We start from the raw sequence: 20,529 nt of genomic DNA, 5'->3' as shown, positions 1-20,529 counted from the left end.
CGTCACTCCTCTTCGTTCGAGGCATCATCCTCGATGATCTCGTCAAATCCTTCGAGCTTGGTGTCGCGGGCCTTAAGGCTTTCCGCGATCAGCTCGTCCGTCAGAATCAGTTTGGCATCGGCCAGCCAGTCGAATTGCAGACCAACGATGCCCTCGGCGATCTCGATCAGGATTTCACCGTCCTGAACGCCGCGCAACTCACCATTGAACCGGCGGCGGTTGTCGATCAGTTCCGTTGTCTCGACCTTGGCCTGATAGCCCTCGTAACGCTCGAAATCCTTGAGGCGCGTCAGCGGGCGGTCGATCCCGGGTGAGGATACTTCGAGCGCGTATTCCCCCTCGATCGGATCCTCGACATCCAGCAGCGCAGAGACGGCTTGCGAGATCTTCGCGCAATCGTCCACCTCGATGCCGCCCTCGGGCCTTTCCGCCATGATCTGCACGACCTTGGTCTTGCCCCCCATGAAGCGGATGCGCACGATCTCGAATCCCATATCCTCCACCGCGGGGGCGATGATGTCGTGGATGCGCCGGTCGATGGACGCCTTTGCAATCATGTCGGTCATGGGCACTCGCCAAGTTTCGGGTATGAAAAAGTTTCGGGCATAAAAAAACGGGCCAGCGGCCCGTTGCGTGTTTCGGTGAGTATCGGGGGTGGAGGCCGACAGTCGCTGTTGGAACGCAACATAGAACCAACCACCCGGATGCGCAAGCCCCGGCAACGATGCCGGGGCCGCGACATCCCGTCCGGCAGCGACTAGCCCAGCAAACCCAGCAGCGCCTTTGCCGCCCCTTCCGAGGATGCGGGGTTTTGCCCGGTCACAAGATGGCCGTCGATCCGCACGAAGGGCGCGAAATCGTCCGCCTTGGCATAGTTGCCGCCACGCTCCTTCAGCACATCCTCAACCAGATGCGGCACGACATCGGTCAGGCCGACGGCGTCCTCCTCACCATTGGTGAAGCCGGTGACGTCGCGGTCCGCGACAATATAATCGCCGGTCTGCGTCCTGGCATGCTTGAAGATGATCGGGGCATGGCACACGGCCCCGATAGGCTTGCCCGCAGCCCAGAACGCCTCGGTCAGCGCGACGGATTTCACATCACCCACCAGATCCCACATGGGACCGTGACCACCGGGATAGAACACGGCGTCGAACGCATCTTCGGATATTTCGGCCAGCGGGCGCGTGTTGGCCAATGCGCTCTGCGCTGCCGGGTCCGCCTTGAACCGCCGGGTTGCGTCGGTTTGCGCGTCCTCCGCATCGCTCTTGGGGTCCAGCGGCGGCTGCCCGCCCGCAGGCGAGGCCAGGACGATCTCATGCCCCGCATCGCGAAAGACGAAATAGGGGGCCGCGAATTCTTCGAGCCAGAAGCCCGTCTTCTCTCCGGTATCGCCCAAGGTGTCGTGCGATGTCAGAATCATCAGAATGGATTTGGTCATCTGTAAATCTCCTGGAATATATCTTGTGGGGGGCTGCAATGTTCAGCGCACACCAACGCGCCCTCTCACCCGGACGTTCCGCCGCAGGAACCCCGCCCGCCCCGTGCCGTTCATTCACCACCGCAGAAATGCACGGGAGGAATGTGATGAGTACGAAAAGCAGAGACGAAATCTGGGACGCGTGGCGCGATCTGGTCAACATGGCCCCGAAGGAGCTGGAAGACTGGCTCGAAACCGATGAAAGCAAGTCTGTTGGAGACACTGGCAGCGGGGAAAGCACCGGGCACAAATCAGGTCGCCGCATCGTGAGGATCAAGCGGACCAACAAGGACGATATCTCGGACGATCAATGGGATCATATGGCCAAGGTCACGGGCTATATCAAACGGCACCTCGCCCAGGGCGGCCCGGACGAGGACATGGAACATTCCGCGTGGCGCTACAGCCTGATGAACTGGGGGCACGATCCGCAGAAATCAGGCTAGAACGATCAGCAATATGACGGAACGTCCGGGCGAGGGTCCAGAAGCCTCCGGCGGGGATGTATCGGGAAAGTGAAATGCGCGGGTTACAACAGCAGCAGCGACGCCAGCCCCAGAAACAGCATGAAGCCAACCACATCCGTCACTGTCGTCACGAAGGTGCCCGAGGCAAGTGCGGGGTCGGCGCCGAACTTGTCCAGGCTCAGCGGCACGAGTATTCCCGCCAGCCCCGCAATCGCCATGTTGCCGATCATCGCGATGGCCAGAACGACGCCCAGCATCGGATTGCCGAACCAGATGATCCCGACAACGGCGATAATCGCGGCGAAGGCTATGCCGTTCAACGTGCCGGCGACCAATTCGCGGCGCACCACCCGCATGGCGTTCGATCCTGTCAAATCGCGCGTCGCGATGGCCCGCACCGCGACCGTCAGGGTCTGCGTCGCCCCGTTGCCCCCCATGCTGGCCACGATGGGCATCAGAACGGCCAGCGCCACCACCGCCTCGATTGTCGAGGAGAACAGAGAGATCACGATCGAGGCCAGGATCGCCGTGAACAGGTTCACGAGAAGCCAGGGAAAGCGCTGCCGCGCGATCTGCCAGGTCGTGTCCGAGATCTCCTCGTCCCCCACACCAGCCAGCAGGCGCATGTCCTCCTCCGCCTCATCCTCCAGCACGTCCATCGCATCGTCGATGGTGATGATTCCGACCAGTCGTCCGTCGGCATTTACCACCGGGGCCTGGATCATGTGATACTGGTTGAAGGCGTAGGCGACGTCCTCCTGCGACTGATCCACCGGGATCGTGCGCAGGTCCTTTTCCATGATGTGTTCCAGCTTTACACTGCGCGGATGCGCCATCACGCGACCCAGCCTGACCTCACCGATCGGGCGCATCGCCGGATCGACGATGATGATATCGTAGAACTGTTCGGGCAGATCGTCTGACGCGCGCATGTAGTCGATCACGTCGCCAACCGTCCAATGCGCGGGCGCGGTGACCATGTCGCGCTGCATCAGGCGACCGGCGGAGTATTCGGGATAGGTCAGCGATTGTTCGACAGCGACCCGGTCCGCGTCGTCCAGCTGATCGAGCAGCTCCTCCTTGTCCGCATCGTCCAGATCCTCGACGAGGTAGACCATGTCGTCGGTGTCCAGCTCCTGCACAGCGGAGCCGAGCTGATCCGCCGTCAGCGTATTGAGAACGTCGTCGCGGGCGCCTTCCTCAAGCTCGGACAGAACCTCGGGGTCAATGTCCGATCCCCACATCTCGATCAGCCGGATCCGTCTGGGTTGTTCGATCTGCTCCAACAGGTCGGCCACGTCGGCGGGGTGCATGTGGCCCAGAAACTCGATCAACCGATCACGATCGCCGGCCTCCATCGCCGCGAGGATCGCCTCGACCGCCGCTGCGTTGAGCGCATAGACATCCTCGTTCTTGTGCAGCTCTTGCGGGCTTTCGGCCATGGTAGTCCCCTCGGTCGGTGTTCAGATCATGTTTTAGCACGTGCAAGACCGGTTGAAAGGCGGCCCGGCATTCGGTCGTCTTTGAAACTGGGTCGATCCGCCATATTTGCCATAGACTCATTGAGGAGCGTTCCATGACAGATCAGCACGCCGAGCAGCCAGACCAGACAGGTCAGTCCGGCGTACGCGCCGCGCGGGAGCTGCGGGGGCATGTCCGGTGGCTGGATACCTTCACGCCGTTGGCACTGGGCGTTCTGGCGGTCGCGTCGGGCATCTACACCTATCTGGGCGTGTCCGGCTTGCTGGAACAGACCGGCGCGATGTCGATCTTCGCCGCCGTGGCGTATTCGGTCGCGGTGTCGGTGGGCATCTTCGTGTTCTGGTCCTACGTCATGCGCATCCTGCCCGCGCTGACCGGCGCGGGTTCGCGTATCGGGCTGGGGCTTGCCACCGTGCTCGGCAGTCTGGCAATCGTTGCGATGTCCTCATGGCTGAATGCCGCAGCGCTGGCCGGGTCGGCCGCGGTGGAGCAGCACCTCGCCGTGACCGTGCAGGATTATCAGGCGGCGCTGGAGCGGGCGAATTCCAACGCGCAGGCGGCGCAGGGTCTGGGCCTGGACGTGGCGCGCGCCAGCGACGGGTTTACCGCGCTCAGCCAGCAGGAGGCATCGGGCGCCCTGTCGGGCGTCGGCGGTCAGGGGGCCGTCTACCGCGTTCTGACGCAAAAGGCGGATGAGCTGGCCTCCCTGCAATCGCTGATCGAGGCGCAAAGCATCGGCATCGACGCGGCCTTCGCGCAGGGCAACGAGATCCTCAGCCGGATGCGCAGCCTGATCGTGGCCAGCGGCGCTGTCGAACAGCGCTCCGTCGCGTTCGCCGAGCAATCCGTGCGCCTTGCCGGGGTCATCACAGACTTGCGCCAAATGTCCGTCGCCCCGTTGGTGGAGCGGGCGGCGAACGACCTGGCCGCATCCGTGATCCTGCCGGAGCTTGACCGCACCGCGACCATTCGTGACGCGCAGAACGCGACGATCACCTCGGTGCTTGAGGCGCTGGAACTGCGGGCCGAGACCCTCGCCATTGCCGCGCAGGAGGTTCAGGCCCTGCCCCAGCCGGAGGAGACGACCTACACTCCGATCTCCACCGCTGATGCGGTCATCCGCTACGCCGGTAACTTCGTGCCCAGCTGGGCGGGCGCTATCGCCATTGATCTGCTTCCGGCGGTGCTCGTGCTGATCCTCGCCGTCACGCAGGCGGCAATACGAGAGGGCGAGAGTCGCGGCGACCCCGCCCGCGCCATGACGCTGGACGATCTGGAGGCCGCGATGCGTGCGCTCGACCGGATCGAAGGGGCCCGTCCCGACGCCACCCGCGCCGAAAAGGTCGCGGCCATCCACACGGTCCGCGACTAGATGGGCCTGCTGCTGCGCGCCACCAACCTGCCGCTGCCGCGCATTCTGGGGGCGGTCCTGATCGCTCAACTGGGGATCGCGGGTTTTCTCGTCTGGTCGGATGCGTCCGCCGTCTGGACCGGAATGCGGGGCGGCGATGTCTCCCCCGCGATCACGGAGCCTGCCGCGCCGGGCGATCAGGTTCGTCGCTACCGCCCGACCACCGTTCCCGCGCGCGACGGCAGGCAGGGCGGGCCGATTCCGCTGCCCACGCAGATGGAGGATATGGCCTTCACCATCGAGGAAACCCCCGATTTCGGTCGTGTGATGCTGCTGTCCGGCTTCATCTCCGCTGGTACGTCCGACCGGTTCGAAGCCGCTCTCGACGGGCAGCGGATCGACACCATCGCCCTGCATTCCCCCGGCGGTGTGGTGCAGGAGGCCCTGCGCATGGGGCAGTTGGTGCGCGCTGCGGAATACGACACATTGCTGACCCCGGATGCGGCCTGCGCCTCCGCCTGCCCGCTGATCCTGTTTTCGGGCATCGAACGCACGGTCAGCCGCCGGTCCTGGGTCGGGATGCATCAGGCGGCCTTTCTGGAGGGCAGTTTCCTGTCAGGTGCGCAGGCGGCGCGTCAGGTACAGGCGATTCAGGGCGAGGTGCTGGAACATACTGCAACAATGGGCGTCGATCCGCGCGTTCAGACCCATGCCCTGCAAACTCCGCCCGAGGAGGTCTATTACCTGCTGCCCGAACAGATCGAGGAATACGAGGTCGCCACTGTCCTGACGGACTAACGATTATGTGCCCCTCGCCCATCTGGCGGAACGACTGACGCCGCAAGCCCCATGCACAATACAGTTTCAGGTCTAAAATGTGGAACGATTGCCGGGTGAAATCTATATCTTAAGAAACCCCGCCTTCGATCATGGCGGCCCACATTCGCAGGAGAGGACCAAGATGGCACCGCGCGCGCTTTGGAAAGGACAGCTTCGCCTGTCGCTCGTCTCCATCCCGGTCGAGATATTCTCGGCCAGCAAAACGGGTGCGCGCGTATCGTTCCGCCAGATCCACAAACCGTCCGGCAAGCGTATCCGCTATGAAAAATCCGTGCCCGGCATCGGCCCCATCAAGAGCGACGACATCGTCAAGGGCTACGAGGTCGATGACGACGAATACATCCTGCTGGACCCGGACGAGATTGACGCGATCAAGCTGGAGACGAAAAAGACCTTCGAGCTGGTTCAATTCGTCGACGCCTGCGAAATCCCGCCGCTCTATTTCGACAAGCCGTATTACATCAGCGCTTCGGATGATCTGGCGCAGGATGCCTACCGCGTGGTGCGCGATGCGCTGCGGCAGGCGGGCAAGGTGGGGCTGGGTCAGGTCACGATGCGGGGCAAGGAATATCTGGCTGCCGTGAAACCCTGCGGTGACGGCCTGCTGATGGAAACCCTGCATTACGAGGATGAGCTGCGCGAGGCCGACGAGATCTTCACCGATATCGAGGATGACAAGGTCGATGAGGATCTGCTGGAGGTCGCGACCTCGCTGATCGACCGCAAGAGCGCGCCGTTCGACGCCGCCGCCTATCACGACAAATATGCCGAGGCGATGCAGACGCTGCTGGATGCCAAGATCAAGAACAAGAAGACCCCACGCGTGCGCACCGACGATGATGACACCGGCGGCGACAGCAACGTGGTCGACCTGATGAGCGCCCTGAAACAAAGCCTGAAGGACGCGGACGGCAAGAAGAAGAAGGCATCCGGCAAAAAGGCATCCTAGATGGCCAAATCCCCCGATCCCTTGGCGGAATACAACCGAAAGCGGGATTTCTCCCGCACGGCGGAGCCGCGCGGTCAGGTCGGAACGTCCCAGGCTCGGCGGCGATTCCTGGTTCAGAAACACGCGGCGTCCCGACTGCACTACGATTTCCGGCTGGAATGGAACGGCGTCCTGCTCAGCTGGGCCGTGACCAAGGGACCCTCCCCCGACCCGTCCAAAAAACGACTGGCCGTGCGCACGGAGGATCATCCGCTGGACTATGGCGATTTCGAGGGCACGATCGCGAAGGGCGAATATGGCGGCGGCACGGTCATGCTGTGGGATACCGGCAGTTGGGTCCCGCAGGAGGACATCGAAGAGGGCCTGAAGGACGGCAAGCTGAAATTCACCCTGCAAGGCCAGCGCATGAAGGGCGGCTGGACATTGGTGCGGATGCGCGGAAAGCCGAAGGAAAAGCGTGAAAACTGGCTGCTGATCAAGGAGCGTGACGATTACGCCCGCGATGATGCCGATGCCTTGACCACGGGCACAGCCCTATCCGTGAAGACCGGCCGCACGATGAAGGAAATCGCCGCCGACGCCCCCGCCAAGACCCCGCCTGAGAACACAACCACCCGCAACCGGAAACGCCCCGCCTTTGCGAAGCTGCAACTTGCCACATTGGTCGATAGCGCGCCCGAGGGCGACGACTGGCTGCATGAGACAAAGTTTGACGGCTACCGTTGCCTTGCAGCGCTGGGAAAGGGCGGAACGCGGCTCTATACCCGGTCGGGCAAGGACTGGACCGACCGGTTTCACGCGCTGGACGGTGCCTTCGACCCGCTGCCCTGTGATGCCGCGCTGATCGACGGGGAGGTGATGGCCGCCCGCATTCAGGGCTCTGCGTTCTCCTCGCTGCAACAGGCGCTGAAGCAGGGTCACGCGCTGGTCTTCTTCGCCTTCGACCTGCTGAACATCGACGGTGAGGATCTGCGCAAGGCACCGCAGATCGAGCGGCGGGAACGGCTGGCCGGTCTGCTCTCAGGTGTGCAGCCCGGCGGCCCGCTGCGGCTGAGCGAACATATCGTCGGCAACGGGGCGCAGGTCTTTGCCAGCGCCTGCAAAGCCGGGGCCGAGGGGATCATCAGCAAGCGTATCGACGCCCCCTATCGCGGCACCCGCAGCAAGGCCTGGCGCAAGGTCAAATGCACGCGCAGACAGGAATTCGTCATCATCGGCTACTCCCCCTCGGACAAGGCAGGACGCCCGTTTGCCTCGCTTCTGCTGGCCAGCCATCAGGGCGATGCGCTGTGCTACAAGGGCCGCGTGGGAACAGGATTTTCCGATGCCGCGATGACAGATCTGATGGACGCTGTCGTGCCGCGCAAGACACCGCCCTGCGCCGATGTTCCTGACGAGATCGCGGAGGATGCGCATTGGGTGCGCCCGAACCTCGTGGCCGAAGTGGAGTTCGCGGAATTCACCGACGACGGCTATGTCAGGCATGCCAGCTTTCTGGGCCTGCGCGACGACAAGCCGGCCGACGAGGTGCGATTGGAGGAACCGATGCAGCAAGACAGCGAAACCACCGTTCAGGGCATCCGCATCAGCAGCGCGGAGCGTCCGGTATTTCCCGATTCAGGCTGCACCAAGGGCGATGTGGCACGCCATTACGCCCGGATCGGCGAACGCCTGATCGCATTGAGCGGGCATCGCCCCCTGTCGCTGTATCGCTGCCCGTCAGGCATCGACGCGTCATGTTTTTTCCAGAAGCATGATGGCGGCGGCATGCCGGATGAACTGTCCCGCATCAGCATCGAGGAAAGCGATGGCGACATGGCCGATTACCTTTATGCCACGCGACCGCAAAGCCTGATCGCGGCGGCGCAGATGGGCAGCATCGAATTCCACATCTGGGGCGCGCGCACCGACAGGCTGGACCGGCCCGACCGTCTGGTCTTCGACCTCGACCCGGACGAGGGGCTTGGCTGGGGCCATGTGCGCGATGCAGCCTTTGAATTGCGCGATACTCTGGCGGAACTGGGCCTCGACAGTGGGGCAATCGTGACGGGCGGCAAGGGGGTGCATGTGTGGATAGCGCTGCGGCGCACCCGCGGCTGGGACACGGTCAAGCTGTTCGCCAAGACCTTCGCGCATGTCATGGCCACCCGCTACCCGGATCGCTACACGGCGACGATGTCCAAATCCAAGCGTCGGGGTCGCATCTTCATCGACTGGCTGCGCAACGAACGCGGCGCCACGGCCATTTCGCCCTACTCCCTGCGCGCCCGCGCCGGTGCGCCCGTGGCGGTGCCGGTGACGTGGGAGGAGCTGAAAACGCTGGAGGGTGCCAACCGCTTTTCCATGGCCGATATGGCGGCGCGGCTGAAACTGGACTGTCCGGGGCTGGAAACACAAAAGAACCTGCAGAGCTTGAGCGATGGCGTCATCGACGCGCTTCAGTCCCTGTCGGAAAAGTAGCCACCCAAGCCGAACAAAATGGATCGCGTTCATGCTGACCTGACATGGTATAGCCTGACACGGCGTTCCATTGGCAGCATTCTAGACCATATTGCCTCCCCTATACATTTGCCATATTGTCCGTGCGCTCCAGCAAATATTTGCAACTCTTTGCTGATCGTTTCGCTAGTGTCACCGCGAGTGCCATCCTTCAGGAGACAAGAATGAATGACAACGCGCTGCAGCAGCCGGTGATCCAGGATCACAGCGCCTTTCTGGCGGGAGACCACGATTTCCAGGCCGATATTCAGATTCTGGCGGGCAGCGATCTTGTCGGCACCATCCTCGAAACCGTCATGCTGGCCACAAACATGCGCTTTGCGGCAGTGGCGCGGGTGACCGCCGACCGCTGGGTGGCGTGCCGCACCGTTGACGAGGTCAACTTCGGCCTGGCCGAGGGTGATGAGATTGAGATCCAGTCGACCTTTTGCCAGTCGGTTCGGGAAACGTCGAACAAAGTCCTGTTCAACGACACCGCAACCGACGATGTCTATGGAAACCACCCCATCGCGGCCAAGTTCGGGATCGTCAGCTACGCCTCGATCCCGATTTACCGCAGCGATGGCAGCTTTTTCGGCACCCTCTGCGCGATCGACACGGAACCTCGCGATATCAAGCACCCGCGCGCGGTGGCGATGCTTGAGATGTTCGCCGACATCATCGGCCGCAGCCTTGAGACTGAGGAGCAGCTGGAGGCAGAGAAGCGGCTGGGTGAGCAGGAGCGCGAACTGGCCCGAATTCAGGAGGAGTTCGTGGCGGTGCTGGGCCACGACCTTCGCAATCCGGTGGCGGCGCTGGATGCAGGCTTTCGCCAACTGGACAGGGAACCTCTGACCGAGGGAGCGCGAAAAATCCTGCCGTTCATGCGGTCCTCGCTGCATCGCATGAACGACCTGATCGAAAACATCATGATGCACGCCAAGGCACGGCTTGGCGGTGGCATCCGCATTTCCGCCACGCCGGATGCGCCGTTGACGCAAGTCATCACCCAGATCGTCGAGGAAATTCGCGCGGCATCGCCGCAGAACGAAATCCTGCTTGATCTGGCCTTTGACCAGCCGGTCAGCTGCGATGCGCCGCGCGTCGCGCAGGCAATCTCGAATCTGCTGTCGAACGCCGTTCGCTACGCAACCCCCGGCACGCCGATCGAGGTGCGCGGCCTGATGCGCGAATGCGGAATCGAGATCAGTGTCGCCAATCAGGGCGAGGCTGTCCCCGACGAGTTGCAGGAAAATCTGTTCCACCCATTCCAACGCGGCGTTCATGCGAATGGAGAGGGGCTGGGCCTCGGCCTTTATATCGCCTCGTCAATCGCAGTGGCCCATAGTGGCCGGATCGATGTGACATGCGAGGACGGAACCACCATTTTCGCGTTCAAAATGCCTGCCCTGTCAATCGCCGCCTGATACCGCCCGGATGCACCTTCGAAGGAGCGGCGCATTCCGCCCCCCCGTCGAGGAGGCGGAACATTCGCTCATCATGCCCTCCTTTCGTTGCGACATGGCGTGTCGCACACGAACTGCGCGCTTTTCGTGGGGCGAAACTGGATGTATGAGGCGGGGATGAGCACCAATCCACCAGACCTTCGCCCCGACCTCGCCCCGGCTGCCGTGATCCGCGGCACCGCGCGCCCCGGCCAGCCGACCATCGGCATGGTCTCCCTCGGGTGCCCCAAGGCGCTGGTGGATTCCGAACGCATCCTGACAAGATTGCGCTCCGAAGGCTACGCGATCACGGGCGACTATGCCGGGGCCGACAGTGTCATCGTGAACACCTGCGGTTTCCTCGACAGTGCCAAGGCCGAGTCGCTGGAGGCGATAGGCGAGGCCCTGCGCGAAAACGGCAAGGTCATCGTGACGGGCTGTCTGGGGGCGGAGGAAGACTATATCCGCGGCACCCATCCCTCCGTCATGGCCGTGACCGGGCCGCATCAATATGAACAGGTTCTGGACGCGGTACATTCCGCCGTCCCGCCGGACCCCGATCCCTTCATCGACCTGATGCCGCCTGCGGGACTGAAACTGACGCCGCGCCACTACGCCTATCTGAAGATTTCCGAGGGCTGCAATCACAAGTGCAAGTTCTGCATCATCCCCGACATGCGCGGCAGGTTGTCCTCCCGCCCTGTCCATGCCGTCCTGCGCGAGGCGGAGAAGTTGGTGGAAAGCGGGGTGAAGGAAATCCTCGTGATCTCGCAGGATACCTCCGCCTATGGCGTGGATCGCAAGCATGACCTGCATCCGTGGAAGGGCGGCGAGGTCCGCACCCACATGGAGGATCTGAGCCGGGAGATGGCCAAGCTGGGCGCATGGGTGCGCCTGCATTACGTCTATCCCTACCCGCATGTGGACAAGCTGATCCCGCATATGGGCGACAATTTGCTGCCCTATCTGGACATTCCCTTTCAGCATTCGCATCCCGACGTGCTCAAACGCATGGCCCGTCCCGCCGCGTCGTCCAAAACGCTGGAGCGGATCGCGACATGGCGCGATATCAATCCCCAGATCGTCCTGCGCTCCACCTTCATCGTCGGCTATCCCGGTGAGACGGAGGCGGAATTCCAGCACCTGCTCGACTGGATGGAGGAGGCGCGGCTGGATCGCGTCGGAGCCTTCAAATACGAGAACGTTACCGGCGCCCGCTCCAACACCCTGCCCGACCATGTGCCGGAGGAGGTGAAGGAGGACCGCTACGCGCGGTTCATGGAGGTCGCGCAGCGTATCTCCGCGCAAAAGCTGGAGGCCAAGGTCGGCTCCATCCAGCAGGTCATCGTGGACAGCGTGGATGAGGAAGGCGCCGTCTGCCGCACCAAGGCCGACGCCCCCGAAATCGACGGCAACCTGTTCATCGACGAGGGGTTCGCGGACCTCAAGCCCGGCGATTTCGTCAACGTCCAGGTGGATGAGGCCAGCGAATACGATCTGTGGGGCACCCCGGTTTGATCCGGAGCGCCACGCCCGCCGATCTGCCCGCAATCGCCGCACTGCATCTGCAAAGCTGGCGCGCGACATATGCCGAATTGCTGCCCGCCGATTATTTGAATGACGGGGCGCGCGCACAGCTTGCCAAAAAATGGGCGGTCCTGCCCGAGGGGACGACCCTGGTCGCCATGCAGGGAAATAGTCTGGCGGGCTTCGTCAGCGTGGACGCGGCGAATCCGGCCTATGTGGACGCGCTTCACGTCGCAGATTTCGCACAGGGCGCCGGACTTGGCCCCCGATTGCTGGGCGCGGCCTTCGCCCGCATCGCGAAAAATGGCATCAGTTCCGCATATCTGTATATCGTCGCGGGCAATGATGGCGCGCGGCGGTTCTACGAACGCCTCGGCGCGGTAGAGACCTGGCGCGGCCCGGATCCGGATTATGACTTTCCCTCGACGGCGATCCGGTTCGACTGGGCTGACATTTCCGCACTGGTCCACGCCGGCGAAGCGTCCTAGGCTTGGGTCATGTTTACCATAGAACATGAATTCGATGCGACCGTCGTGACCCTGGTCGGTGACACCCCCGCGACCGAGGATGTAACGATCACCATCTTCGACGACGGTGCGCGGGTGGAACAGTTGGATCCACGCATGGGCAAGGTTCAGGTGCTGATGCTGACCACCTCGCAATTGCGCGATCTGCACGCCGCTCTCGACCTGCCCGAGGGGAGCTACGCCCGCGTGGAGAAGGACTGATCCACGGTGGAAAGCACCATCGCCCCGTCATCGACCGGCGCATAGCGAAACGCGTAGACATCCCTGAGGTAGTTCTGATGCACGCGCCATGGGCCGCGGTCGCCCTGCATCGGCAGCGTTCCGTGTGCCCGCTGAACATATCCTGACGATAGCGGCACCGCGCTGCGCAGCTTCAGATCCTGCGGTGGCACCGGCGTCGCCACGGTCGCGCCCACCGCCTCCATCCGGTCCAGCAGCCGAATGACCCAACGGGCGATCAATTCGCATTTCAGCGTCCAGCTCGCATTGGTATAGCCGAACATCTGCGCGAAATTCGGCACGTCCGACAGCATCGCCCCCTTGTAGGAGACGTGATCGGCAAAGCGCAGCGCCGCGCCGTCCAGCGACAGGGCCGCGCCTCCGCCAAGGCGCATCCGCAGCCCTGTGGCGACAACGATCACATCCGCAGGGATCAGATCACCGCTTTCCATGCGAACGCCGTCCGGCGCGAACCCGGCGATCTGGCCGGTCGTGATGCTGGCGCGCCCCGTGCGCAGCGCATCGAACAAATCCCCGTCCGGCGCGAGGCACAACCGCTGTTCCCAGGGTCCGTAGGGGGCGTGGAAATCCGCCGGATCCGTGCCCGAACGCTCCGCCGCTTTCCTAGCCAGCAGCCGCCCGATGAAACCGGGCCAAAGCTGCGTCGCCTGATACGTGCCCATCCCCATCAGGATGTTTTTCCATCTGATCGCGGCATAGGCGGCCCGTTCGGGCAGGATACGCTTCACCCTGTCCCCCAGCCTGTCGCGGGCTGGCATTCCCGCCACGTAGGAGGGGGTGCGCTGAATCATGCTGACATGGGCGGCCTTTCGCGCCAGCTCCGGTACGAGGGTGATGGCGGTGGCGCCGCTGCCGATGACGGCGATCCGCTTGCCGTGCCAGTCCAACCCCTCGGGCCAGTGCTGGGGGTGCACCAGCGGACCGGCAAAATCCTCCTGCCCCGCAAAATCCGGCTGATACCCGGCCTCATAGTCGTAATATCCCGTACAACCGAGCAGGAAGCGTGTGGTCAGCGTGATCTGCCCCTCCGGGGTTTGAACGCGCAATTCCCAGTGTTGCGCCGTCCCGTCCCAGTTTGCCGCCAACAGCCGGTGCCTGAACCGGATCAGCCGTTCGACATCCTGCTCCCGCGCCGTGTCGCGGATGTAGCTCAGGATGGAGCCACCGTCGGTTATCGCCTTCTGCCCCCGCCAGGGGCGAAAGGAATACCCCAGCGTATGCATGTCGCTGTCCGAACGGATACCGGGATAGCGAAACAGATCCCAGGTGCCGCCGATGGCCTCCCGTGCCTCCAGCACAATGACGCGATCCGCGGGGCGCTTGGCGCTCAACAGGCTTGCGGCGCAGATGCCCGACAGGCCTGCGCCGACGATGATGACATCCGCGTCCGGCATCCCGGCCCCCCTTTCGGTCGTCATTTGGAGCACATTGCGACATCCACGCAAGCACAAGTCGATTTTGTTTCTCTTTACCCGCGAAAGGCGTCACTCTGACGAATATTGCACTGCGGGAGAGAGTTATGAGCCGGATCGTTACGTTCGCACAGCAGAAAGGCGGCGCAGGAAAGACGACCGTTCTGACGCAACTCGCCCATCACTGGCTGGCATCCGGGAGCAAGGTCGCATTGGTCGATCTGGATCCGCAGGGATCGCTGACCCGCTGGGCCGCGATGCGATCCGACATGGCGTGTACGGCCAGTTCCGACTGGAAGGCCGGCTCCGACATCCGGGCAGCGGCACGCAAGGCCGATCTGGTGCTGGTCGATTGCCCGGGAAACGCGGATATCCTGTTGCGTGCGACGATCCGGGACAGCGATCTGGTCATCGCGCCCTCCCAGCCGTCGATGATGGACCTGTGGGCCCTGGAACCGGTGCTTGAGATGGCGAAGAAGGAGAAAACGCCCCTGCGTGTCCTGCTCAACCGCGTGCCGCCAACGGGGCGCGCTGCACAGGACGCGCGTGAGGCGTTGGAGGCAGATCTGCTGGATCAGCATCTGGGAAACCGCGTGATCTTTCAGCAAGCCTTCGCGATGGGAAAGGCAGCCGCCGAACTTCAGCCCAGATCGAAGGCGGCAATCGAGGTCGCCGCCATCGCTGCCGAAATCGACGCGATCAGCTGACGACGACCGGCGTGCCGACCTGAACGGTATAATACAGGAACTCGATATCCTCGGCCGCCAGACGGAAACAACCGGAGGATGCAGCCGTACCGACACTGTCGGGATTGTTGGTGCCGTGAACCGCGTAATAGGTCCAATCGAAATACAGGGCGTAACTGCCCAGCGGATTGTCCGGCGCACCGCCCGGCGTGGGGCGAATATCGGGGTTCTTGGCCAGCATGTCGGGCGTCGGGGACCAACTGGGATTGCGCTGCTTGCGCACGACCTCGGTGCTGCCGCGCCGGGTCAGATCCTCACTCCGAGGAACGGCGGAGGTCATCACCCGGCTGATCGTTCCGCCGGGCGCCCACCATGTCAATTGCCGGGCATCCGTCGAAAAATGCAGCCCGCCGCGCGTGATGTTCGGAAAATATGGCGTCCAGTCCGCAACGGTCGCGGCCCTCGTGATCGAGGGGACCATCAATGCACCACCTGCAAGCGTTGCAAGGGCGGCGCGGCGTGAAAAGTGGGTTGCAGACATGATAAAAACCTCTGAATTACAATACATTGACCGATGATGCCCCTCACCAGCCGCTCAGTTTTCAAACGCGGTGAGTTGCAATCCGGTTCCCATCGGTCTCAACTGCCCAAAAATGCGGAGGGTACGATGACGGCGTTTTTCAGTGATGAGCGGTGCTTCTGGCACTCAGGCGGAAATTACGCCCTGGTCGCACCTGTCGGCGGGCTGGTGCAGCCCCTGGTCGCCGGCGGATTGCCCGAAAGCCCCGAGACAAAGCGCCGCCTGCGCAATCTGATCGAGGTCACGGGCCTGTCGCGCGATCTGGATATCCGCACCGCGCCGGAGGCAACGCAGGAGGCCTTGCGCCGGGTGCATCCTGCGGACTACCTGAACGAATTCAAACGCCTGTCCGACACGGGTGGCGGGGAGTTGGGGGAGCGGACACCCTTCGGCCCCGGCGGGTTCGAGATCGCGGCGTTGTCCACCGGGCTGGTGATCGCCGCCGTGGATGGGGTGCTGCGCGGACATTTCGACAACGCCTATGCGCTAAGCCGCCCGCCCGGGCATCACTGTCTGCCCGATACGCCCATGGGCTATTGCTTGCTGGCAAATATTGCCGTCGCCATCGAGGCGGCGAAGGCTGCCGGGTTGGCCGAACGCTTCGCCGTTGTCGATTGGGACGTGCATCATGGCAATGGGACGGAGGCTATCTTTGCTGACGACCCGGACGTTCTGACCGTCTCGCTCCATCAGGCGGCCAACTATCCCTGGACAACCGGCGGCGTGCAGACCGATGCGCGCAGCAACGTCAATATCCCACTGCCCCCGGGCGGGGGGCACGTGGCCTATACTTATGCGGTGGAGCAGGTGGTGCGCCCTGTGCTGAGCACCTTCAAACCGGACATAATAATCGTCGCATGTGGCTTCGACGCCAGCGGCGTGGACCCCCTGGGCCGCATGATGGCCGGGTCCGATACCTTCGCGGCCATGACACGCAGCATGATGGAGGCAGCGGACGAGCTGTGCGCCGGTCGTCTGGCCATGGCGCATGAGGGCGGATATTCCGAGGTCCACGTGCCATTCTGCGGCCACGCGGTCCTGGGCGAAATGGCGCGCAGTCAGATTGTAGCGCCGGATCCCCTCAGCCCCCGGATTACGGCACAACAACCGGATGAGCGGATGAACGCCATGTACCGCGAACTGATCGACGAGATCGCCGTTTACAATGGTTGCCGATGAAACCGACGGTTACGATGGTTGCCGATGACACTGCCGCGCTGCCTCGTGGCTGGGCTGCGGCGGGCATTCCATCGCGCCAAAGTCGTTAACGCGGCCAACTCACGACAAAGGAAACGACCATGCTGATCCTGATACCGGGACATTTATGCGACCACAGATTGTACGCGCCCCAGATCGCCGAATTCGACGACGTGCATGTCGCGGACGTGACGCGCGACGATGACATCGGGGCGATGGCCGACCGGGTGCTGGCCAACGCGCCTGACCGGTTCGATCTGGGCGGATTGTCGATGGGCGGCATGGTCGCGATGGAGGTGATGGCCCGCGCCCCGGAACGCGTACGCTCCGCCTGTCTGATGGCGACCGATCCGACCGCGGCGCGCGACAAGGAAAAGGAATGGCGGGCCGGGCAACAGGCCGCGGTTCGTGCCAGCGGTCTGGCGGCGTTCTCGGAGCCGTTCCAGGCGATGTTCTTCGCGCACGATCCGAGCGTGGGGGAACGCCTTTCGGAAACGGTCGCGCAGATGAGCGATGCCACGGACGAGGCGACATACCACCGGCAATCGGCGGCCCTGAACGGTCGGCGCGCCATGCTGGAGCATCTGGACCGGTGCACGATGCCGGTGGAGGTCATCGTCGGCACCGAGGATCGGATCTGCCCACCAAAACTGCACGAAAGCCTTGCGCAGGCCTTGCCCGCCGCCCGCCTGACGCAGATCGAGGGATGCGGCCATCTGGTCAGTCTGGAGCGCCCGGACATCGTGAACTCCGCTTTGCGCCGGGTATTATGAGCCGCCGCAAGACCGGGTTCACGCAAGAATATTTCATGGTCCGGGTCCGGCTCGCTTGACTCGGGGCCAAAGGACACGGCACATCATTCGCAAATACAGCAGGGAGACATCGCAATGGTCAAGAAGGTCTATGGCTCGGCGGCGGAGGCGCTGGAGGGCGTCCTGTTCGACGGGATGTTTATCGCGGCGGGGGGATTCGGCCTGTGCGGCATCCCCGAAAACCTGATCGCGGCAATCCGCGATGCGGGCCCCAAGGACCTGACGATCGCGTCGAACAATGCGGGCGTCGATGGCTTCGGCCTCGGCCTGCTGCTTGAAAGCCGTCAGGTGAAAAAGATGATCGCCTCTTACGTAGGCGAGAATGCGGAGTTCATGCGGCAATACCTGTCCGGCGAGTTGGAGCTGGAATTCAACCCGCAAGGCACGCTGGCTGAGCGGATGCGCGCCGGCGGTGCCGGCATTCCCGGATTCTACACCAAGACCGGCGTCGGCACCGTGATCGCCGAGGGCAAGGAAGTGAAGGAATTCGACGGTCAGGATTATATCCTGGAGCGCGGAATGGTCGCGGATCTGAGCATCGTCAAGGCGTGGAAGGCGGACGAGTCCGGCAACCTCGTCTTTCGCAAGACGTCGCGCAACTTCAACCCGCCCGCCGCGACCTGTGGCAAGATCTGCGTGGCTGAGGTCGAGGAGATCGTACCCTGCGGCACCCTCAACCCCGATGAAATCCATTTGCCCGGCATTTATGTGCATCGCCTGATTCAGGGTGAGCACGAAAAGCGGATCGAACAGCGCACCGTGCGCCAGCGGGAGGAAGCATGATGTCTGCTGAAATCAAAGGTTGGGATCGCAATCAGATGGCCGCACGCGCCGCGCGTGAGCTCGAAGACGGCATGTATGTGAACCTCGGCATCGGCATCCCGACGCTGGTAGCGAATTACGTCGGCGACAAGGACATCACCCTGCAATCCGAAAACGGCATGTTGGGCATGGGGCCGTTCCCCTATGAGGGGGACGAGGACCCCGACCTGATCAATGCCGGAAAGCAGACCATTACCGAGGTAAGCCGCACATCGTATTTCGACAGCGCGCAAAGCTTCGCCATGATCCGGGGCGGCAAGATCGCGGCGGCGGTTCTTGGCGCGATGGAAGTGGCGGAAAACGGCGATCTGGCCAACTGGATGATCCCCGGCAAGCTGGTCAAGGGCATGGGCGGCGCGATGGATCTGGTCGCCGGCGTCGGGCGCGTCATCGTCATCATGGACCACGCCAACAAGAAGGGGGAGAGCAAGCTGCTCAAGCAATGCACCCTGCCCCTGACAGGCAAGGGCGTGGTGGACCGGATCATCACCGGGATGGGCGTGTTCGACGTGGTCGAAGGCGGCTTGAAGGTGGTGGAAATCGCCGAGGGCATCACCATGGCCGAGATCGAGGCCGCGACCGAAGCGACCCTGGTCCCGTGACGTTCGTGGCGTCTAGCCTCTGATCTCGCAAGGCCCCGTCGCACTGACCGGCGGGGTCTCGCACAACTGCCTGGCGACATGCCATGCGGCCAGAACCCTGGGCACGTAGGCCCGCGTTTCCGCGTAGAGCGGCACGCCCCCTGCCCGCGCCACGGCGCCCGGCCCGGCATTATAGGCGGCAAGGGCCAGAACCGCGTCGCCATCATGCGCCACCAGCATTTGCGACAGATAGCGTGCGCCCCCCATAACATTATCGCGCGGATCGGTGGCGTCCGCGACCTGCATCAGTTCCGCCGTTGCAGGCATCAATTGCGTCAACCCGACCGCCCCGGCCGAACTGATCGCATCGTGCGCCCCGCCCGATTCCACCATCACCAGCGACATCAGGAACGGCAGGGATAAGCCATGCGCCGCCGCCGCGTCCTGCAACGGCGCACGATATTGCGCCAGCAAAGCCAGAAACCGCGCCCGCGAGGGGGCCGAGTAGCGTCCGGTCGCGGCCAGCGCGCCGGCGGCCTCCATTCGTCGCGGGGCCGCTGCATTTCGATCCGGTGCCACCCCGCGCCAGAACCAGTTGTCCAGATCGGCCGGGCTGCGCTGAACCCCGACATTGGGCCGGGCGAACAGATCGATGACGCCGCCGCGCGGCCGCTGTGCAAGCTCACTGGAGACGGACCTGAAGACCCCGCCCCCCTGCGCGTGGGCGGCAGAGGCGATCGTCGTCACCATGAGGAACAGACAGAACGACAGGATCAGACGTACGGGCATCAGGGATTCTCTGCGAGACGGGCGGCAAACGCTCCAACTGCACCCAGTCTGCCGATTTTTTGCCACAATTGGAATCGCTCCGGCTGGCTTTGTGACAACCTTTGTGACAACGCGGACCATTTTCGCCACATTCCCGCCACATTTGCCCCAGATTTCCACCTATGATTGCATTTCATGAGCCTGTGGACGAACAAATTCACGCCACAAACAGTCCGCATAGTGATTCCAGTCACCGAACAGGTTCGGCGGGCGACATTCTCAGAATCTCTTGGAGGGGATCAACATGACCAAATTCTTCAGCAAGTTCGCCAAGGACGAGTCCGGCGCCGTAACCGTCGACTGGGTCGTTCTGGCAGGCGCAGTCGTCGCCCTGGCAATCGGCGTCGTCGCGACGGTCGAGTCGGGTCTGGACACGGCGTCCGACAACGTTGTTGTACAGCTTGGCAACGCAGTTTCCAGCACCGCAGGTGAGACCGGTTCAGATTCTACTCTGAAATAATTCAAGGGCACTCTATCCCTTTGGAAGTAGTGAATGCCGCTCGCAAAAAACAGCGAGCGGCATTTATTTTATTCAATGCTACATAGCCGGTGAAGGGGAATTGAGTGGAACACTATACACGGTTCAGGTCATTCCTCGAAAACGATGCCGGCGTGGTTTCAATCGATTGGGTTGTGCTGTGTGGAGTCGCGGTGGCACTTGGACTGGGCGTACTTGTTATCATCGAACCCGAACTGGATAACAGCACGAAGGTCGTATCCGATACGATTGCGACTGCCGTCATAGATATAACATCCGCAAACTCGGAAGAAGATCTGGACTAAATCGCTACCGGCAACCAACCTTGGTTTCGGAGTGACGATATG

General features: G+C 62.9%; 21 protein-coding genes. 15 read left to right on the top strand and 6 right to left on the bottom strand.

All coding sequences use genetic code 11. The annotated features are described in order from the left end of the window. Positions 1-2: 2 nt before the first annotated feature. Positions 3-566, bottom strand: coding sequence for a ribosome maturation factor RimP (gene rimP / locus H1S03_RS05815; protein WP_166189096.1), 564 nt, complete (start codon positions 564-566; stop codon positions 3-5). Positions 567-757: 191 nt separating this feature from the next. Beyond that, a complete protein-coding gene (locus H1S03_RS05810; protein ID WP_185803566.1) occupies positions 758-1,441 on the bottom strand; it encodes a type 1 glutamine amidotransferase domain-containing protein in 684 nt (227 codons plus the stop codon). Positions 1,442-1,587: 146 nt separating this feature from the next. Between H1S03_RS05810 and H1S03_RS05805 the strand changes: the two genes are divergently transcribed. Beyond that, positions 1,588-1,926: a DUF3140 domain-containing protein gene (locus H1S03_RS05805; protein ID WP_185803565.1), complete on the top strand. Its 339-nt coding sequence runs from the start codon at positions 1,588-1,590 to the stop codon at positions 1,924-1,926. Positions 1,927-2,009: 83 nt separating this feature from the next. On the opposite strand, the gene mgtE is transcribed toward H1S03_RS05805, so the two are convergent. Continuing rightward, entirely contained in the window at positions 2,010-3,389 is a 1,380-nt protein-coding gene (gene mgtE / locus H1S03_RS05800; RefSeq protein ID WP_185803564.1) for a magnesium transporter, read from the bottom strand. Between the two features lie 134 nt (positions 3,390-3,523). On the opposite strand from mgtE, the gene H1S03_RS05795 reads away from it, so the two are divergent. The 8 genes from H1S03_RS05795 (at position 3,524) to H1S03_RS05760 (ending at position 12,747) form a co-directional block, all read left to right on the top strand. After that, positions 3,524-4,801, top strand: coding sequence for a hypothetical protein (locus tag H1S03_RS05795; RefSeq protein ID WP_185803563.1), 1,278 nt, complete (start codon positions 3,524-3,526; stop codon positions 4,799-4,801). Further along, positions 4,802-5,578 (top strand): COG3904 family protein, encoded by a 777-nt coding sequence (locus tag H1S03_RS05790; RefSeq protein WP_185803562.1) that lies wholly within the window; start codon positions 4,802-4,804, stop codon positions 5,576-5,578. Between the two features lie 163 nt (positions 5,579-5,741). Further along, positions 5,742-6,569 carry a non-homologous end joining protein Ku gene (gene ku, locus H1S03_RS05785; RefSeq protein WP_185803561.1) on the top strand — a complete coding sequence of 276 codons (828 nt, stop codon included), beginning with the start codon at positions 5,742-5,744 and terminating at the stop codon, positions 6,567-6,569. After that, the gene (gene ligD, locus H1S03_RS05780) at positions 6,570-9,029 is read left to right on the top strand and encodes a DNA ligase D (protein WP_185803560.1); all 2,460 of its coding nucleotides are present in this window, start codon (positions 6,570-6,572) and stop codon (positions 9,027-9,029) included. A 203-nt stretch (positions 9,030-9,232) separates the two neighbouring features. Continuing rightward, the gene (locus H1S03_RS05775) at positions 9,233-10,474 is read left to right on the top strand and encodes a GAF domain-containing sensor histidine kinase (RefSeq protein ID WP_185803559.1); all 1,242 of its coding nucleotides are present in this window, start codon (positions 9,233-9,235) and stop codon (positions 10,472-10,474) included. A 156-nt stretch (positions 10,475-10,630) separates the two neighbouring features. Next, on the top strand, positions 10,631-12,010 hold the full coding sequence (gene rimO / locus H1S03_RS05770) for a 30S ribosomal protein S12 methylthiotransferase RimO (protein ID WP_185803558.1): 1,380 nt from the start codon (positions 10,631-10,633) through the stop codon (positions 12,008-12,010). Continuing rightward, positions 12,007-12,507 (top strand): GNAT family N-acetyltransferase, encoded by a 501-nt coding sequence (locus H1S03_RS05765; RefSeq protein WP_185803557.1) that lies wholly within the window; start codon positions 12,007-12,009, stop codon positions 12,505-12,507. The genes rimO and H1S03_RS05765 overlap by 4 nt, the downstream gene beginning before the upstream one ends. 9 nt (positions 12,508-12,516) lie before the next feature. Beyond that, positions 12,517-12,747: a hypothetical protein gene (locus H1S03_RS05760; protein WP_185803556.1), complete on the top strand. Its 231-nt coding sequence runs from the start codon at positions 12,517-12,519 to the stop codon at positions 12,745-12,747. Here the strand turns inward: H1S03_RS05760 and H1S03_RS05755 are convergent. Next, the gene (locus H1S03_RS05755; RefSeq protein ID WP_221892602.1) at positions 12,723-14,204 is read right to left on the bottom strand and encodes a flavin-containing monooxygenase; all 1,482 of its coding nucleotides are present in this window, start codon (positions 14,202-14,204) and stop codon (positions 12,723-12,725) included. The two genes, H1S03_RS05760 and H1S03_RS05755, sit on opposite strands and share 25 nt — an antisense overlap. 101 nt (positions 14,205-14,305) lie before the next feature. Between H1S03_RS05755 and H1S03_RS05750 the strand changes: the two genes are divergently transcribed. Continuing rightward, positions 14,306-14,905 (top strand): ParA family protein, encoded by a 600-nt coding sequence (locus tag H1S03_RS05750; RefSeq protein ID WP_185803555.1) that lies wholly within the window; start codon positions 14,306-14,308, stop codon positions 14,903-14,905. On the opposite strand, the gene H1S03_RS05745 is transcribed toward H1S03_RS05750, so the two are convergent. Further along, entirely contained in the window at positions 14,898-15,425 is a 528-nt protein-coding gene (locus H1S03_RS05745; protein WP_185803554.1) for a L,D-transpeptidase, read from the bottom strand. The genes H1S03_RS05750 and H1S03_RS05745 overlap by 8 nt on opposite strands. Before the next feature lie 126 nt (positions 15,426-15,551). Between H1S03_RS05745 and H1S03_RS05740 the strand changes: the two genes are divergently transcribed. From H1S03_RS05740 to H1S03_RS05725, 4 genes are all read left to right on the top strand, one after another. Continuing rightward, positions 15,552-16,643 carry a class II histone deacetylase gene (locus H1S03_RS05740; RefSeq protein ID WP_185803553.1) on the top strand — a complete coding sequence of 364 codons (1,092 nt, stop codon included), beginning with the start codon at positions 15,552-15,554 and terminating at the stop codon, positions 16,641-16,643. A gap of 119 nt (positions 16,644-16,762) precedes the next feature. Next, positions 16,763-17,434: an alpha/beta fold hydrolase gene (locus H1S03_RS05735; protein WP_185803552.1), complete on the top strand. Its 672-nt coding sequence runs from the start codon at positions 16,763-16,765 to the stop codon at positions 17,432-17,434. A gap of 114 nt (positions 17,435-17,548) precedes the next feature. Further along, positions 17,549-18,256 carry a CoA transferase subunit A gene (locus H1S03_RS05730; protein WP_185803551.1) on the top strand — a complete coding sequence of 236 codons (708 nt, stop codon included), beginning with the start codon at positions 17,549-17,551 and terminating at the stop codon, positions 18,254-18,256. Continuing rightward, positions 18,256-18,897, top strand: a complete 642-nt coding sequence (locus tag H1S03_RS05725; RefSeq protein WP_185803550.1) for a CoA transferase subunit B — start codon at positions 18,256-18,258, stop codon at positions 18,895-18,897. Before H1S03_RS05730 ends, H1S03_RS05725 begins: the two co-directional genes overlap by 1 nt. A gap of 12 nt (positions 18,898-18,909) precedes the next feature. On the opposite strand, the gene H1S03_RS05720 is transcribed toward H1S03_RS05725, so the two are convergent. Next, positions 18,910-19,665 carry a lytic transglycosylase domain-containing protein gene (locus H1S03_RS05720; protein WP_221892601.1) on the bottom strand — a complete coding sequence of 252 codons (756 nt, stop codon included), beginning with the start codon at positions 19,663-19,665 and terminating at the stop codon, positions 18,910-18,912. A gap of 283 nt (positions 19,666-19,948) precedes the next feature. Between H1S03_RS05720 and H1S03_RS05715 the strand changes: the two genes are divergently transcribed. Then, on the top strand, positions 19,949-20,164 hold the full coding sequence (locus H1S03_RS05715) for a Flp family type IVb pilin (RefSeq protein WP_185803549.1): 216 nt from the start codon (positions 19,949-19,951) through the stop codon (positions 20,162-20,164). Positions 20,165-20,529 lie beyond the last annotated feature (365 nt).

Source organism: Pontivivens nitratireducens (genome assembly GCF_014235845.1).
Lineage (GTDB): Bacteria > Pseudomonadota > Alphaproteobacteria > Rhodobacterales > Rhodobacteraceae > Pontivivens > Pontivivens nitratireducens.
This window is presented reverse-complemented; position numbering and strand designations above follow the sequence as displayed.